The following is a 16,997-nucleotide window of genomic DNA, read 5'->3' on the forward strand; positions in this document are numbered from 1 at the left end:
TCTTTCTGTGGCAGCGTAAGATTTGGTATTGAATTAATTCCATAAGTATGAAACGACAAAAAGGTTTCTTATGACACAACAGCGACAAGCTAAATACCGCCGGGATTATCGCGCTCCGGGCTATACGATTTCTGATATTGAACTTGATTTTAATCTTGATGCTGATAGCACAGAAGTCACCGCAATTAGCCAGATAAAACGTCTGAGTCATGAAATAACGCCATTGGTGCTGAATGGTGAAGACTTGACGCTGAAAAGCCTTCATGTAGATGGTCAACCGTGGGAGCATTACCGTGAACAGGGTGATACTCTGGTCATTGAGCAGTTGCCGGCTCAGTTCACTTTGAAAATTGTTAATGATATCCACCCAGCGAAAAATACCGCTCTTGAAGGCTTGTATGTTTCTGGCGATGCACTTTGTACCCAGTGTGAAGCAGAAGGTTTCCGCCACATTACCTACTATCTTGATCGTCCTGATGTACTGGCTCGTTTTACCACCCGCATGACAGCCGATAAAGCCAAATATCCGTATCTGCTGTCAAATGGTAACCGGGTTGAACAAGGTGAAACCGATGATGGGCGTCATTGGGTGAAATGGCAGGATCCATTCCCAAAACCAAGTTATTTGTTCGCTCTGGTTGCGGGTGATTTTGATGTTTTGCGCGACTCTTTTACCACCCGTAGTGGCCGTAAAGTTGCACTGGAGCTGTTTGTCGACCGTGGCAATCTCGACCGGGCTGATTGGGCAATGGCTTCCCTGAAAAATGCGATGAAGTGGGATGAAACCCGTTTTGGCCTTGAGTATGACCTTGATATCTATATGATTGTCGCGGTGGATTTCTTCAATATGGGCGCAATGGAGAATAAAGGTCTGAACGTCTTTAACTCCAAATATGTGCTGGCAAAATCTGAAACGGCGACGGATAAAGATTACCTTGGTATAGAAGCCGTGATCGGCCATGAATATTTCCATAATTGGACCGGTAACCGTATCACTTGCCGCGATTGGTTTCAGCTTAGTCTGAAAGAGGGATTGACGGTATTCCGCGATCAGGAGTTTAGCTCTGATCTTGGTTCTCGTTCTGTTAATCGTATCAATAACGTGCGTGTTATGCGTGCGGCACAGTTTGCTGAAGATGCCAGCCCAATGGCGCATTCAATTCGTCCTGATAAAGTGATTGAGATGAATAACTTCTATACAGTAACTGTGTATGAGAAGGGCGCGGAAGTTATCCGCATGATTCACACCCTGCTGGGCGAAGAGCAATTCCAGGCAGGGATGCAGCTTTATGTTCATCGTCATGATGGCAGTGCTGCAACATGTGATGATTTTGTTCAGGCAATGGAAGATGCATCAAATGTCGATCTGTCTCTTTTCCGTCGTTGGTATAGCCAGTCTGGTACACCGGTGCTGGCCGTTCGTGATGAATATAATGCGGAAAAGCGGCAGTATAAGTTGCATGTCAGCCAGATGACACCTTCTACCGCCGATCAAAAAGAGAAACAACCTCTGCATATTCCACTGGATATTGAGCTCTATGACAGCAAAGGCCATGTGATCCCATTGCGTTATGATGGTCAGCCGGTTCACCATGTGCTGAATGTAACCAATGCAGAGCAGACGTTTATATTTGATGATGTGCCGTCATTGCCGGTACCTTCTTTACTACGGGAATTCTCGGCGCCTGTGAAACTGGATTACCCATTCAGCGATCAGCAATTGGCATTTTTGATCAAGCATGCCCGTAATGCGTTTTCCCGCTGGGATGCGGCTCAGTCGCTGATGGCAAACCATATCAAACTGAATGTTATCCGTTACCAGCAGAAGCAGCCAATCGAACTGCCAATGCATGTGGTCGATGCTTTCCGTGCGGTGTTGTTGGATAGTGACATTGATCCGGCTCTGGCTGCTCATATTCTGGCTTTGCCGTCAGAAGGTGAGATGGCAGAATTATTTACAATTATCGATCCAAAGGCGATTCATGAAGTTTTGCATACAATCACCCGTACTTTGGCACAGGAAATGGCGGATGAGTTTGCTGTGGTTTATCACTCTATCAATATAGGTGCATACCGCGTCGATCATCAGGATATCGCCAAACGTTCTCTGCGTAATATCTGTTTGTATTATCTGGCCTTTGGCTCTCAAGAGCAGGCCGATAAACTGATATCGAATCAATATCATCAGTCTGACAATATGACTGATGCATTGGCGGCGTTATCTGGCGCGGTGATAGCGGAGCTGCCTTGCTGTGATCAACTGATGACAGAATTTGATGAGCGGTGGCATCAGGATGGCTTGGTTATGGATAAATGGTTTAGCTTACAGGCAAGTAGCCCGGCGGCAGATGTTCTCGCTAATGTGCGTAATCTATTGAGTCATCGTTCATTTAGCATGAGTAACCCAAACAGAGTGCGTGCTCTGGTTGGGGCATTTGTTAACAACCCGGTTGCATTCCATGCTGAAGATGGCAGTGGTTATCAGTTCCTGTTGGAAATTTTGACCGATCTTAACCGCCGTAACCCACAGGTTGCTTCCCGTTTGATTGAACCGTTGATTCGCCTGAAGCGTTATGACGAAAAACGCCAAAGCATGATGTGTAACGCGCTGGAGCAATTGAAAGGATTGGAAAACCTGTCTGGTGATCTGTTTGAGAAAATCACTAAGGCGTTAGAAAGCTGATAGCTGTTTATCGGGCTAATGGTTATTTAGCCCGATATTTTTTTGACCTATTTTCTTAGATAATAAATTTATTCTTGCAATCGTTTACTTTCGGATCAGATCTTATTAAGATGCCCGGCGCTTAATTTACGGCAGTCACTCCCTGTTATCTTGATCTCAGGAGATCGCATGTATTACTCTCTCATCAGGAAGGCGTTGTTCCAGCTTGATCCGGAACGGGCGCACGAGTTAACCTTCCGCCAGCTCAAGCGTATTACCGGTAGTCCTTTCGAATTTCTTATCCGTCAGTCAGTTGCTACAAAACCCGTTACTTGTATGGGATTATCATTTAGAAATCCTCTTGGCTTGGCCGCTGGTCTTGATAAAGATGGCGATTGCATTGATGCATTTAGTGCAATGGGATTTGGGTTTATTGAAATTGGCACTGTAACCCCACGAGCTCAGGCAGGAAATGATAAACCCAGATTATTCCGTATTGTTGAAGCTGAAGGGCTAATTAACCGTATGGGCTTCAATAATCTTGGTGTTGATAACCTGGTGGAAAATGTCAAAAAGGCAAAATATGGCGGAGTTATTGGGATCAATATTGGTAAAAATAAAGATACGCCTGTAGAGCATGGGAAAGATGATTATTTAATCTGCATGGATAAGGTTTATCCTCATGCCAGCTATATTGCGATTAATATCTCTTCACCAAACACGCCAGGCTTAAGAACACTGCAATATGGCGAAGCGCTGGATGATTTATTATCTGCGATTAAAGATAAACAGGGTGAACTTCAGCAAAAATATCAAAAATATGTTCCTGTTGCGGTAAAAATCGCACCAGATCTTTCTGAGGAAGAGTTGATCCAAATTGCAGATAGTTTAATTCGTCATAATATCGATGGTGTTATTGCAACGAATACAACATTAGACAGGAAATTAGTTGAGGGCCTTAACTATTGCCAACAAGCGGGTGGATTAAGTGGCCGACCGGTTCAGTTACGTAGTACAGACGTTATTCGCCGGCTCTCTCAAGAATTAAGAGGTGAAATTCCTATTATCGGTGTTGGAGGAATAGATTCACTGACTGCGGCCAGAGAAAAAATAGCCGCAGGGGCCGCTTTAATACAGATTTTCTCCGGATTTATCTATCATGGTCCAAAATTAGTCAAAGATATCGTCAATCATATCTAAATCTTCTTGTTAATTTATCATTGGGGGTTTATTTTTGCCCCCAACTCGTCTATATTCGCTCTGATCGTCTAAATTTTTGTCAGTCCCTCATATATCTAATATATGGCAGGGCTTATTTCACTGAATAGCGGACAAGTTATTTACAATCTGTTTAGTGCATCTATTTAGCGATGTCAGTTTTTTTGCATAATAAGGATAACCCATGAAACTTAAACCTGATGACCAATGGCGCTGGTATTTTGATACTGACCATGACCGCGTAATGCTCGATCTGTCTAAGGGTATGGTTTTCCGTTCCTGTTTTCCTGCGAAGATGCTGACGCCTTATGCAATGGGAGAGACTTCATTTTCTGTCGAAGATGCAGCGCTTTATTATTGTTTTGAAGAACAGACACGTCGGATTAATATTTCAGATGAGTTCAGAGCTGAATTAATTCTTAATGCGTTAGTTGCTTTTCGCTTTATAAAGCCGCAAATGCCAAGAAGCTGGTATTTTTCCCGGTTTGCCATGATAGAAAAACCTGTGCAAGGTGAATTAATTCAGGTACAGCTTCAGGATTGCGGAACAGAGGCTATATTTCTGGTGGCGGAAGCTGGAGATAGTGCGAGTCTTTGTTTGCTGGCTCAACCTAAATTAACGTTATCTGATCGCGTAATGAGCTTTTGCGATCCAATCAAAATTATGAATGATCGATTGATGCCATTTGTGGAACCTGTTCGTATGCCAATTTATGGCACTGCGGTTTGATTTGGGTTTAAGATCTATTTGCTCTGTGATTCCCGGAAGTAAAACCACTTTTTGTAATTCAATTACAAACCAGAATATATTACCGTAGAAACCTACCCATGATATGTAATAGTTACAGATCGCCCATTTCAATATTTTCCCTTGTTTCAGTACAATGATAATAGAGTGGAGTAGGGGATATGGCCGGCTTGGGAAATATTGTCGCGCAAGGAAACTCTGCAACTACTCGTCCTTTATCTGTCAGTTCCGCGACAAATTAACGGATATCAAGTTGTTCCGCTGTTTCCAGCAGATCAGATTCCATCAACTCCAGTTTGATAAATCGCTTCAAACAAGGAGCCTGTACTTTTTTATTTGACATATTGAACACTCCATAAAAAAGTAAACACGCCTGCCGGAGTGGTAGGCGTGTGATGCGGTCAGAGTTGGAGGATTGGAAAGGAGAGACAAAGCATTAATGGCTTTATTGCTCAAGAATTAATTGTTCTACGTGCTTAGAAATCTCTGCCAGTGCATCGTGGCTTGCATAATCTTTTTGGACGATTTGTGCACGTTGTTTAAATAAGTTTGTGCTAAGAATGTTTTCCACTGTTTGTTTAAGCTGAGATTCAGTCGGTTGTGCTGTATCCAGATTAATACCACATCCAGCCCATACGACGCGAAACGCTGTTTCCTGCTTGCCTTCTCCTGTATCGGCAATGAGCACCGGTGTACCGTGGTTGAGGGCGTAATTAATGGTTCCGTAACCCCCGTTAGATATTAGCAATGAAGCTTTTGCTAGCCAGTGCTCAAATGAGATAAATTCTTCGATACGTGCGTTTTCAGGTATGTTCTCTTGCCGTATTTCTACCGATCTGCCCCCGGTGGTTGCCAATACACGTACTGGTAATGTAGCCAGTGCACGCAATGTGGGGAAAATTAACTGGTTTAGATCGGTATTAGACATGGTACCTTGAGTGACTATAACCAATGGCCGTGGATCATCTTCTTCCCATAATCGAGGTGGTACTGTTGTCGGTGCGGGGTTGGGGAGTGGGCCAATAAAATGGACTGTATCAGGCAATCCTTCTCGTGGGTATTCAAATGCCAGGGTTGAAAGTTGCAAAAAGCGATCAGAACCCAAAATGACTTCATCGTTGAAAAATCGGGTTAACGTAGCGCACCCTGACTGAGCTAATGCGTCATTGAAGCTATCCTGTACTTCGGTTATTAGTTGTCGGGTTTCCTCATCCACGAGTTGTTCATGTGTCAATTCTGATGGTAATAATGCGGGTGGGATACGTGGCCCCCAGAAAATTGAATCTTTTGAAGAGTAAGCCAGAGGCGTTATGCCAATTATGATCACTGGAAGGCGATGAGCTTTTTCTTTTTGCAGCAGTGGCAATATGCCATAGAAGCAGTTCTCGGCTATAAGTAATTCTGCTTGCTGTTCATGGATGATTTGTTGTAGTTGGCGGTCGAGGAATGGGATTGGACTACAGAAGAAATCTTTAAACGCGAGTGCCATTTGCAGATTTCCTGGAGGAAGGTGCGCTCGGTCAGGAAAACGTTGCTTTAAGTGGCGGTAATCAAAGTCTATATGATCATCAAAAGGGATAAATTTTGCGTTTAAATCTTCTACCTGTTGGCGAAATAACGCGCCAGTGAATACAGCTACCTGATGTCCTTGTGTTATCAGTGATTGAGCTACCTTTAACATCGGATAGACATGCCCGGGTGTTGCAACCGCTGCAATGACAATACGTGCCATACTTGCTCCTTCATACTGTGTTGATTTAATTACGCTAACTAACTCCTGACTCAGGGTGTGATCATTTTATGACTACTGTCATAAATTGATTTTAGTAACAATAATTAGTTATGACAATAATCACTGTTGTTTATTTTTTCATAAGGTTATGAAACATGCCGATCTCCTCCCCCTTTTAGTCTGTGTTAGCACCAAAATGGAGAGGGAAGATGAAGGTATCTAAGGCTTAGTTAATGCGGCTTTGTTCAAGAATTAATTGGTCTACGTGACGGGATATTGCTGCTAATGCATCATGTTTTGCGTAATCTTTTTGGACAATTTGCGCACGTTGTTTAAACAAGTCTGTACTCAGCATATTCTCCACTGTTTGCTTAAGTTGAGATTCAGTGGGGTGCGCTGTATCCAGATTAGTACCGCATCCAGCCCATACAACACGAAAAGCAGCTTCTTGTTTGCCTTCTCCTGCATCGGCAATGAGCAACGGCGTACCGTGGCTGAGGGCGTAGTTAATTGTTCCGTAACCCCCGTTGGATATTAGCAGTGAGGCTTTCGGCAGCCAGTGCTCAAATGAGATAAATTCTTCGATGCGGGCGTTTTCAGGTATGTTTTCACGCAATGTTTCTACCGATCTGCCCCCGGTGGTTGCCAATACACGTACAGGTAATTTAGCCAGCGCATGCAAGGTGGGGAAAATCAACTGATTTAGATCTGTATTGGAAATGGTGCCCTGAGTGACTATAACCAATGGACGTGGATCATCTTCTTCCCATAATTGAGGTGATTCTATTGTCTGTGCAGGGTTGGGGAGAGGACCAATAAAGTGGACTGTATCAGGTAATCCTTCGCGCGCGTATTCAAAAGCCGGGGTTGAAAGTTGCAAAAAGCGATCAGAGCCGAAAATGATTTCATCGTTGAAAGATCGAGTTAACGCGGGGCAGCCGGACTGAACTAATGCGGCATTGAAGCTATCCTGCACTTCGGTTATCAGTTGTCGGTTTTCTTCATCCACTAATTGTTCATGTGTCAATTCTGGAGGTAATACTGCGGGTGGGATACGTGGTCCCCAGAAAATTGAATCTTTCGAAGAGTAAGCCAAAGGCGTTATGCCAATGGTGATGACTGGAATACGATGGGCTTTTTCTTCTTGCAGCAGTGGCAATATGCCATAAAAGCAGTTCTCGGCTATAAGCAGATCCGCCTGTTGTTCACGGATAATCTGGCGTAATTGACGGTCGAGAAGTGGGATTGGAGCGGAGAAGAAATTCTTAAATGCCAGCGCCATTTGTACATTTCCCGGCGGAAGCTGTGCCCGGTCGGGGAAATGTTGTTCTAAATGACGGTAGTCAAAGTCTATCTGTTCATCAAAAGGGACCAATTGTGCGCTTAAAACTTCTACCTGTTGGCGAAATAATGCACCAGTGAGTACGGTTACCTGATGTCCTTGTGCTATCAGTGATTGAGCGATCTTTAACATCGGATAGACATGTCCGGGTGTTGCGACCGCTGCAATGACAATACGTGCCATGGCTTGCTCCTTCATGCTGTTTTGATTGAGTTGCGTTAGCTCCTGTTAGAGTGTAATCATTTTATGACAGTAGTTATAAATTCATTATGGTAATAATTAATTCAATATAGTAATAATCATCATGCTCGATTTTTTCATGGAATTATGTATGTCGTTCAGGACGTTTTATAGAGCCAGCTCGCGTGTCGGCTTATGACACGGCGGTCTGATTTGGGATTAAGATCTATTTTCCGCCACTGCTTTCAAGAATGAGATCATTCTTTGGAATACAACAGCAAGCCAGGATGTAGCCATCATTTTTAATTGCTGTGGCTTTTAGTGGGGAAACATCTCCTTCTATTAAAGAAATTTTACAGCATCCACACAGGCCCGCCCGGCATGAATAGGGGACTCTTATTCCTTGTTGTTCCAGTTGCTCTAAAATGATTTGTTGATTGTTACCTGTAAAAGTTTGTCCGTTATATTCAATAGTGACAGATTGTTCATTTGTCTTTGGCGCATCAATGTCTTCAGATTTTTCTCCGCTGCCATATTTACGGGGATCTTTTTTAGCTAATATTGTGACACTATCCCCAATCCGAATAATACCGCTGGAACGGGCAATTAAATTCTGACCAAAATCGACATCACCATTTTCTGCTGTACGGAATGATTGTAATGTCACTAATGGTTCTCCGTTTGGATTTTTAATTCCTTTGTCAATGCTGACGGTTGTCAGAATACAGCGGCTGCATGGTTTGGGTAAATCAAAGATAACATCCCCAATTTGGATTGATTGCCAACTGTCTTCGGCAAATGCTTCTACACCCGTAATAACGATATTTGGGCGAAATTGTTCTAATCTAATACTGGCTGGGCAACGTTGTTGTAATAAATGAAATGAATCTTCATTAATAAGTAAAAATGGATAACCATCCGCAAATGATAATGGAATATCAGGATGTTTTTTTACCCTTCGGGTTAATTCATGGCTTAACCAACGCAGTTGTACCGGAATGTCAAAAAAACCGCTTAACCACTGATTAACTGTTTCTGGCGCAATTAGAGCGGTGAAATGATTACCCCATACTTCAGTGGGTTGCTGTTCAGGCAGGAAATCACTGTAAAGTACAGAAGCGTTCTCTCCGTTAGGCGCACGCAGATAAATGCCATTATTTAACATAGCAGGAGTGAACAACAGCATTTGAGGATACTTACGTGCGGTAATAAAAGTCCCGTCTGTCATGGTGATCATAAAATTGCGGTCAAATATAAGGCCGCTTTCACTGACTAATGCATGGGAAAGTTGCAAACCACGCATAGACTTTACCGGGTGAGTGTACAGGCGAGACAGAGTTATCATCCATTAATCTCCATGAAACATTTTTTACACGCGCAACTTTATGACATGTCACCCGGATTAGCTATAATGCGTAACAATTTTCTTTTTTGGTGATATGCAATATGAATTCTCTGTTTGCCAGCACGGCGCGCGGATTAGAAGAACTTTTAAAGAACGAATTGGAAATGCTGGGTGCGCAATCGTGCAAAATTGTGCAGGGCGGAGTTCATTTTCAAGGTGATGACAGAGTGATGTATAAAAGTCTGATGTGGAGCAGGCTAGCGTCACGTATTTTATTACCGCTAAACGAATTTAATGTTTACAGCGACTTAGATCTTTATCTTGGGGTTCAGTCTATTGATTGGAGCCAGGTTTTCTCTGTAGACAGCACTTTCTCTGTGCATTTCAGTGGCACAAATGAAGAGATACGGAATACCCAATATGGCGCGCTCAGAGTTAAAGACGCCATTGTTGATAGCTTTATCCGTAAGCTGGATCAGCGCCCAAATGTGGCAAAGCAGCAGCCGGATATCCGCATTAATGTTTTCCTGAGTAAAGAAAAAGCCAGTGTTGCGCTGGATTTGAGTGGTGAAGGTTTGCATATCCGCGGTTACCGCGATCTTGCTGGTCAGGCCCCACTGAAAGAAAATCTGGCAGCCGCGATTATTCTGCGTTCAGGTTGGCAGGTTGGTACTCCGATGGTCGATCCCATGTGTGGTTCAGGCACATTATTGATTGAAGCGGCAATGATGGCGACTGATCGGGCGCCGGGGTTGCATCGTGATCATTGGGGTTTTACCGCTTGGTTGAAACATGATGAAGAAATTTGGCGTGAAGTCACTGCGGAAGCACAGATCCGTTTCCGTAAAGGTCTTCAGGAGACAAATGCCCGTTTTGTTGGTTCTGATATTGATCGCAGAGTGCTGGATATGGCGCGGTCAAATGCCCGCAGAGCAGGTGTTGCACAGTTGATAACTTTCCAGCAAGGTGATACAAGCCGCTTGGAAAACCCGTTACCGGAAGGACCGGTGGGAACAGTGTTAAGTAATCCACCCTATGGTGAGCGCCTGGAAAGTGAGCCAGCATTGGTTGCATTGCACAGTTTATTTGGCCGGGTGATGAAAAGCCGCTTTCCTGGTTGGCGCCTCTCTCTATTCAGTGCGTCGCCTGAATTGTTGAGCTGCCTGCAATTGCGGGCTGAACGTGAATTTAAAGCCAAAAATGGCCCACTGGATTGCGTACAGAAAAACTATCAGCTATCAGATAAACCTCACTCATTAGAGATGGATATGGCGGAAGATTATGCCAACCGTCTTCGCAAAAATGAAAAGAAATTCACTAAATGGGCGAAACAGCAAGGCATTGATTGTTATCGTCTGTATGATGCCGATTTACCGGAATATAACGTTGCTGTCGACCGTTACGCGGATAAAGTGGTGATCCAGGAGTATGCTCCCCCGAAAAGTGTTGATGCCAATAAAGCACGTCAACGTTTATTCGATGTTATCAGTGCAACAATGCAGGTTCTTGGGCTTTCATCAAATCAGTTAGTGCTTAAAACCCGTCAGCGCCAGAAGGGCAAAAGCCAGTACGAGAAAATAGCAGAGAAACAAGAATTCTTTCTGGTAAATGAATATGGCGCAAAATTTTGGGTCAATCTGGCTGATTATCTGGACACGGGCCTGTTCCTTGATCATCGCATTGCCCGGAAAATGCTGGGTGAAATGAGTGAAGGAAAAGATTTTCTGAATCTGTTTGCCTATACCGGATCAGCGACGGTACATACAGGGCTGGGAGGTGCTCGTTCAACGACGACAGTAGATATGTCCCGTACTTATCTTGAGTGGGCTGAACGGAACTTACAGGCTAATGGGTTGACCGGACGCCAACATCGTTTGATTCAGGCTGACTGTCTTGCTTGGTTGGCACAGACCCGTGAACAATTTGATTTGATTTTTATCGATCCGCCAACTTTCTCCAATTCTAAACGGATGGAAGACACATTTGATGTACAACGCGACCATATCATGTTGATGAAACAGCTTAAGCACCTGTTGCGTCGTGGTGGAACTCTGATGTTCTCCAATAATAAACGCGGTTTTAAAATGGATTTTTCTGAGCTGGAAAAAATTGGCCTGATGGCGGAAGAGATCACCAGTAAAACCCAGTCGCAGGATTTTGCCCGTAACCGTCAGATTCATAACTGCTGGCTATTACGTCATGCTGGTGAGGAAGAATAATTACTATGTCATTAATCAATTTATCCGGTGCATGGTTGTCATTCAGTGATGCGCCGTTACTTGATAATGCAGAATTGCATATAGAAGAGAATGAAAGGGTTTGTCTGGTTGGCCGTAACGGCGCCGGAAAATCTACTTTGCTGCGGGTATTAGCAAAAGAACAGCCGTTGGATGATGGTCAGGTTATTTATGAACAGGATCTGATCGTTTCCCGGTTGCAACAGGACCCTCCCCGTGATGTAGAAGGGACTGTTTTTGATTTTGTTGCCGAAGGTGTTCAGGAACAGGCGGAATATATTAAATCTTTCCATCAGGTTGCCCGTTTGGTGGAGTACGATCCAAGCGAGAAGAATCTCAACCGTTTGGCGGAATTACAGGAAGTGCTGGATATCCGTGGATTATGGTCACTGGACAGCCGTATTAATGATGTATTGAAACAGCTCTCTTTACCTGGTGAAGAGAAACTCTCTGCTCTTTCTGGTGGTTGGTTGCGTAAGGCTGCATTGGGAAGGGCACTGGTCAGTTCACCAAAAGTCTTGTTTCTTGATGAGCCAACCAACCACCTGGATATTGATACCATTGAATGGCTGGAAAATTTCCTGAAAGATTTTCAAGGCAGTATTGTTTTTATCTCCCATGACCGTTCGTTTATTCGCAATATGGCAACCCGTATTGTCGATTTGGATCGCGGTAAATTGGTTTCATGGCCGGGTAATTACGACAAGTTTCTTGAAGGCAAAGAAGAAGCGTTGCGTGTGGAAGAAATGCAGAACGCCGAATTTGATCGCAGATTAGCGCAGGAAGAAGTGTGGATTCGCCAGGGGATTAAAGCACGCCGTACCCGCAATGAAGGGCGTGTCAGGGCGTTGAAAGCGTTACGTGTTGAGCGCTCCCAACGTCGTGAGGTGATGGGAACAGCCAAAGTACAGATGGAAGAAGCAAGTCGTTCCGGTAAGATTGTATTTGAACTGGAAAATGTGAATTATCAGATTGGTGACAGGAAACTGGTCAGTAATTTCAGTGCTCAGATTCAGCGTGGGGATAAAATTGCACTGGTGGGGCCAAATGGCTGTGGTAAAACAACTTTACTGAAATTAATGCAAGGCGATTTACAACCGGATAGCGGCCGTGTTCATTGTGGTACTAAGCTGGAGATTGCTTATTTTGATCAGCATCGTGCAGCGCTTGATCCTGAAAAAACGGTGATGGACAACCTGGCTGAAGGTAAGCAGGAAGTGATGGTTAATGGCCGTTCTCGCCATGTTCTGGGGTATTTGCAGGATTTTCTGTTTCACCCTAAACGGGCGATGACGCCGGTTAAAGCGCTTTCCGGTGGTGAGAGGAACCGCTTGTTACTGGCGCGTCTGTTTCTGAAACCCAGTAATCTGCTGGTACTTGATGAACCAACCAACGATTTGGATGTGGAAACACTGGAATTGCTGGAAGAGCTGGTAGACAGTTATAAAGGTACGGTATTGCTGGTCAGCCATGATCGTCAGTTTGTTGATAACTCAGTCACTGAATGCTGGATTTTTGAAGGCAATGGTGTGATCAAAAACTATGTTGGTGGTTATTACGATGCTCAACAACAGCGTGAGCAGACTGTATCACTGCGCCAGCAAAGTGAGAAAAAACTTCAAGCTGAAGTTAAAGCGGAGAAGGTTAAAGAGTCGTCAAAACGTCTTGGTAACAAAATGAGTTACCATTTGTTGCGTGAATTAGATCAATTACCGTCATTGCTGGAGAAACTGGAAGAAGAGATTAATCAATTACAATCTCAAGTGAGTGATACTGAGTTTTTTAATCAACCACATGCAGTGACCGGCAAAATATTGACAAAACTGTCTGAAAGAGAGCAAGCATTAGAAGTTGCTTTTGATCGCTGGCAGGAATTGGAAACATTGAAAAACGGCTAATAATCATCATACTTAGCAGAATCATGCTGTAGGATCACTCTGAGTATGGTTCTGTGGATATCCCCGATTTCCTTACAGGAGAAAGACCTTGTGTTCCAATAGCCATCATCATGACATGGTACTGTGCCCTCAATGTGATTTGCTGGTGGCATTACCAGAATGGGTTCAGGGAACGAAGGCAGTTTGTCCCCGTTGTAAAACAACGTTAGTCACATGGTGGAAGGAACCTAAACATCAACCAACGGGTTATGCAATCAGTGCATTATTTATGCTGTTGATTGCTTGCTTATTTCCGTTTGTTCGTATGAATGTGGCGGGAATTGACAGTGAAATTACCTTATCTCAAATCCCACAGGTACTGTTCAATGAAGATTACGCCAGTATAGGAACATTTTTTCTGCTCTGTGTTCAATTGGTGCCTGCGTTCTGTATGGTAGCGGTTATCCTGTTGTGCCAGGGTGTTGTTATTTCTCAGAAGATAAGAGTTTGGCTGGCCCGGGTGCTATTTCAGATGAAGAACTGGTGCATGGTTGAAATCTTTCTGGCGGGGGTATTAGTCAGCTTCGTCAAATTAATGGCTTATGGTGATATTGGGTTAGGTTTAAGTTTTCTGCCATATTGTCTGTTTTGTCTTCTCCAGGTGAGAGCATTTCAGTGTCTGGATCGCCACTGGCTATGGAACCAGATTGTGCCCGCGCCTAAAGTAGATATACCGTTACAGGCTGGGAAATCGGGTTTGGTGCAGGGCGTCCGGTTATGTCAGTGTTGTACGGCTATTTTACCGTCGGACCAGTTGGTATGCTCACGCTGTCATACCCGGGGACATGCCCGTCGCCGTAACAGTCTGCAATGGACAATGGCGCTGCTGGTTACGGCTTTAATGCTTTATATTCCTGCTAATGTCATGCCAATGATGGTGACAGAATCGCTCGGCAGTCAGAGTGATTCCACGATTATGGCTGGGGTGATATTACTGTGGAGTGTAGGTTCATACCCGGTAGCTTTAATCATTTTTATCGCCAGTATTATGGTGCCATCACTGAAAATGCTGGCAATTGGCTGGTTGTGTTGGGATGCAAAAGGCCACGGTAAACGGGATTCCGCACAGATGCATTTTATTTATGAAATTGTGGAATTTGTTGGCCGTTGGTCAATGATTGATGTATTTGTTATTGCAATATTGTCATCACTGGTGCGTATGGGGAAATTGATGAGTGTCTATCCTGCTATGGGGGCGGTTATTTTTGCTTTAGTTGTTATCTTGACTATGTTTGCGGCAATTACATTTGATCCTCGTTTAATTTGGGATAGAGCCAACGTTAAACATTCGTTATAAGGCAATGAAGGAGTGTCAAAGTGACGGATAAAGTTGAAGACCAGAATCAGGCCAGAATCGATAAAATTAAAAGTTGGTCGCCAGTCTGGATTGTGCCGATTGTGACGGTGCTGATTGGTGCCTGGATATTATTTTACCATTTCAGCCATCAAGGGCCGGAAGTGACGTTGATTACTTCTAATGCAGAAGGAATTGAAGCGGGTAAAACTAAAATTAAGAGCCGCAGTGTGGATGTCGGCGTGGTTGAGAGGGTCATGCTGAGTGATAATCTTAGCCAGGTTATTGTCAAGGCCCGGCTGCATGATGGTATGGAAAGCCTATTACACAGTGATAGTGCCTTTTGGGTGGTGAAACCGCAGATCGGCCGTGATGGCATCTCTGGTCTTGGTACTCTTTTGTCCGGGGCTTTTATCGAACTTCAACCGGGAACACTTGGTGATGAAAAAGATGAATTTAATTTGTTGGATTCACCTCCATTGGCTTCACCTGACGCAAAAGGTATCCGTGTAATACTGACCAGTGATAAAGCGGGTCAGCTCAATCCGGGCGATCCAGTGCTGTTTCGGGGCTATCGGGTTGGCTCTGTTGAAATCAGCGAGTTTGAACCAAAATCCCATCTGATGCGATACCAGTTGTTTATTAATGCACCTTATGACGGTTTACTGACAACCAATGTCCGTTTTTGGAAAGAAAGTGGTATCACGGTTGATCTGTCTTCTCAGGGGGTACGCGTTGACATGGCTTCGCTATCAACTCTGTTTGGTGGGGGTGTCAGCTTTGATGTACCTAAAGGTTGGGAACTGGGTGGGCCGGTTAAAGAAAAAGCCACTTACAAACTTTTCGATAATAAAAAAAGCATTCAGGATTCTTTATATACCGAACATAAAGATTATCTGTTGCTCTTCTCTGATTCAGTCCGTGGGTTGCAGCCGGGCGCGCCAGTGGAATTTCGTGGGATTCGTCTGGGGACGGTGGCAAAGGTACCGTTCTATTCGGAAGGGATGATACAGCGTATGGATAACGATTTTCGTATTCCGGTACTTATCTCTATTGAGCCAGGGCGCTTTGAGAAAGAGTTGGGAGAAGGGTTTGATGTTGAGAAAGAGCTGAATAGCATAACTAAACGTGGTCTGCGGGCTTCTCTCAAATCGGGTAACTTGCTGACCGGAGCGCTGTTTATTGATTTGGATTTCTATCCAAATGAAAAAGGGTGGCCCGGACCGCATGAGATTGCAGGTTATCCGTTATTGCCGACAATCAGCGGTGGTCTTGCTCAGATTCAGCATAAAATTATTTCAGCGCTGGACAAAATTAATAATATGCCCATTGAACCGATGTTTAATCAGGCTATCCGTACTCTGGAAGAGAGTCAGAAGGCTATCAGAAAAGCGCAACGGACCCTTGATGAATTGAATAAAGTGCTGGCAAATCCTGAAACGAAAGATCTGCCGAAAGATATACAGAAGACATTGCAGGAGTTTAACCGCAGTATGCAAGGTTTCCAGCCTGGTTCACCGGCTTATAACAAGATGCTGGATAATATGCAGAGACTGGATCAAGTATTGAGTGAATTACAACCTGTCTTGAGGACATTGAATAATAAGAGCAATGCCTTAGTTTTTGAAGCTAAGCCAATTGAAGATCCAGAACCGAAGAAGGCTAAAAAATGATGAGAAGGTTGGCGTTAACTTTGATAATTTTTATTTCCGCTTGTAGTAGTCAGCCGGAAAAAACCTATTATCAATTGCCGATAGTAGAAATAACATCACAAAATAGCGCTGTTGTGCAGCATGATCGCCAGTTATGGGTACAACGGGTTATGTTATCCGATTATCTGTCATCCCCAGGTGTGGTGTATCAAAGTAGTGATGTCAGTTATGTCAGTGCGGCGAATCATCTGTGGGCAAGTCCATTGGAACAGCAGTTACAGCAAGTTCTGGTAGCTGAATTAACCATGGCGTTGCCTCGGTGTTTGGTTTCTGCCCAACCGCTGATTAATAAACCTGATACTTTGGATGTGACAGTGACCCGCTTTCATGGTCGCTATGATGGCAAGGTGATTCTGCAAGGTTACTGGACGTTAGTCCGTCAGGGGAGTGTGATTAAACAGCCTTTTAATCTGGAACTGGAACAGGAAGAAGATGGTTATGATGATTTAGTCCGCACATTGGCAAAAGGATGGAGCCAATTGGCGCAAGCTATTGCCAGTCAACTGATTTCCCAATCGTAACCTCTGCCATTCTCCGGGCGTAAAGTTTTTTATTCCCGGAGAAAATAAATATTCTTCGCAACGTAAAAA

Annotated in this window: 11 protein-coding genes; 8 read left to right on the forward strand and 3 right to left on the reverse strand. The window is 44.0% G+C overall.

All coding sequences use genetic code 11. The features are described 5' to 3' along the window. The first annotated feature begins 70 nt into the window (after nt 1-70). The 3 genes from pepN to C5470_RS11265 all read left to right on the forward strand — a co-directional run bounded on the left by pepN (nt 71) and on the right by C5470_RS11265 (nt 4,610). Nucleotides 71-2,683: an aminopeptidase N gene (gene pepN, locus C5470_RS11255; RefSeq protein ID WP_166288934.1), complete on the forward strand. Its 2,613-nt coding sequence runs from the start codon at nt 71-73 to the stop codon at nt 2,681-2,683. A gap of 168 nt (nt 2,684-2,851) precedes the next feature. Continuing rightward, the gene (gene pyrD, locus C5470_RS11260) at nt 2,852-3,862 is read left to right on the forward strand and encodes a quinone-dependent dihydroorotate dehydrogenase (protein ID WP_166288937.1); all 1,011 of its coding nucleotides are present in this window, start codon (nt 2,852-2,854) and stop codon (nt 3,860-3,862) included. A 202-nt stretch (nt 3,863-4,064) separates the two neighbouring features. Beyond that, the gene (locus C5470_RS11265) at nt 4,065-4,610 is read left to right on the forward strand and encodes a cell division protein ZapC (protein WP_036848840.1); all 546 of its coding nucleotides are present in this window, start codon (nt 4,065-4,067) and stop codon (nt 4,608-4,610) included. A 463-nt stretch (nt 4,611-5,073) separates the two neighbouring features. Here C5470_RS11265 and C5470_RS11270 read toward each other — a convergent pair whose 3' ends face one another. The 3 genes from C5470_RS11270 to C5470_RS11280 all read right to left on the reverse strand — a co-directional run bounded on the left by C5470_RS11270 (nt 5,074) and on the right by C5470_RS11280 (nt 9,227). Next, a complete protein-coding gene (locus C5470_RS11270) occupies nt 5,074-6,360 on the reverse strand; it encodes a glycosyltransferase (protein ID WP_166288940.1) in 1,287 nt (428 codons plus the stop codon). 226 nt (nt 6,361-6,586) lie between these two features. Further along, the gene (locus tag C5470_RS11275; RefSeq protein ID WP_166288942.1) at nt 6,587-7,885 is read right to left on the reverse strand and encodes a glycosyltransferase; all 1,299 of its coding nucleotides are present in this window, start codon (nt 7,883-7,885) and stop codon (nt 6,587-6,589) included. Between the two features lie 223 nt (nt 7,886-8,108). Then, nucleotides 8,109-9,227 carry a YcbX family protein gene (locus C5470_RS11280; protein ID WP_166288945.1) on the reverse strand — a complete coding sequence of 373 codons (1,119 nt, stop codon included), beginning with the start codon at nt 9,225-9,227 and terminating at the stop codon, nt 8,109-8,111. Between the two features lie 101 nt (nt 9,228-9,328). Between C5470_RS11280 and rlmKL the strand changes: the two genes are divergently transcribed. From rlmKL to pqiC, 5 genes are all read left to right on the forward strand, one after another. Continuing rightward, nucleotides 9,329-11,446 carry a bifunctional 23S rRNA (guanine(2069)-N(7))-methyltransferase RlmK/23S rRNA (guanine(2445)-N(2))-methyltransferase RlmL gene (gene rlmKL, locus C5470_RS11285; protein WP_166288948.1) on the forward strand — a complete coding sequence of 706 codons (2,118 nt, stop codon included), beginning with the start codon at nt 9,329-9,331 and terminating at the stop codon, nt 11,444-11,446. A gap of 5 nt (nt 11,447-11,451) precedes the next feature. Continuing rightward, complete coding sequence (locus C5470_RS11290) at nt 11,452-13,362, forward strand: ABC transporter ATP-binding protein (protein ID WP_166288951.1); 1,911 nt, start codon at nt 11,452-11,454, stop codon at nt 13,360-13,362. An 88-nt stretch (nt 13,363-13,450) separates the two neighbouring features. Continuing rightward, nucleotides 13,451-14,698 (forward strand): membrane integrity-associated transporter subunit PqiA, encoded by a 1,248-nt coding sequence (pqiA, locus tag C5470_RS11295; protein ID WP_166288954.1) that lies wholly within the window; start codon nt 13,451-13,453, stop codon nt 14,696-14,698. Between the two features lie 20 nt (nt 14,699-14,718). Next, nucleotides 14,719-16,368, forward strand: a complete 1,650-nt coding sequence (gene pqiB, locus C5470_RS11300) for an intermembrane transport protein PqiB (protein ID WP_166288956.1) — start codon at nt 14,719-14,721, stop codon at nt 16,366-16,368. Further along, nucleotides 16,365-16,928 carry a membrane integrity-associated transporter subunit PqiC gene (gene pqiC / locus C5470_RS11305; protein WP_207626962.1) on the forward strand — a complete coding sequence of 188 codons (564 nt, stop codon included), beginning with the start codon at nt 16,365-16,367 and terminating at the stop codon, nt 16,926-16,928. Before pqiB ends, pqiC begins: the two co-directional genes overlap by 4 nt. Nucleotides 16,929-16,997: the final 69 nt, after the last annotated feature.

It is taken from the genome of Photorhabdus stackebrandtii (assembly GCF_011189495.1).
Classification (GTDB): Bacteria; Pseudomonadota; Gammaproteobacteria; order Enterobacterales; family Enterobacteriaceae; genus Photorhabdus; species Photorhabdus khanii.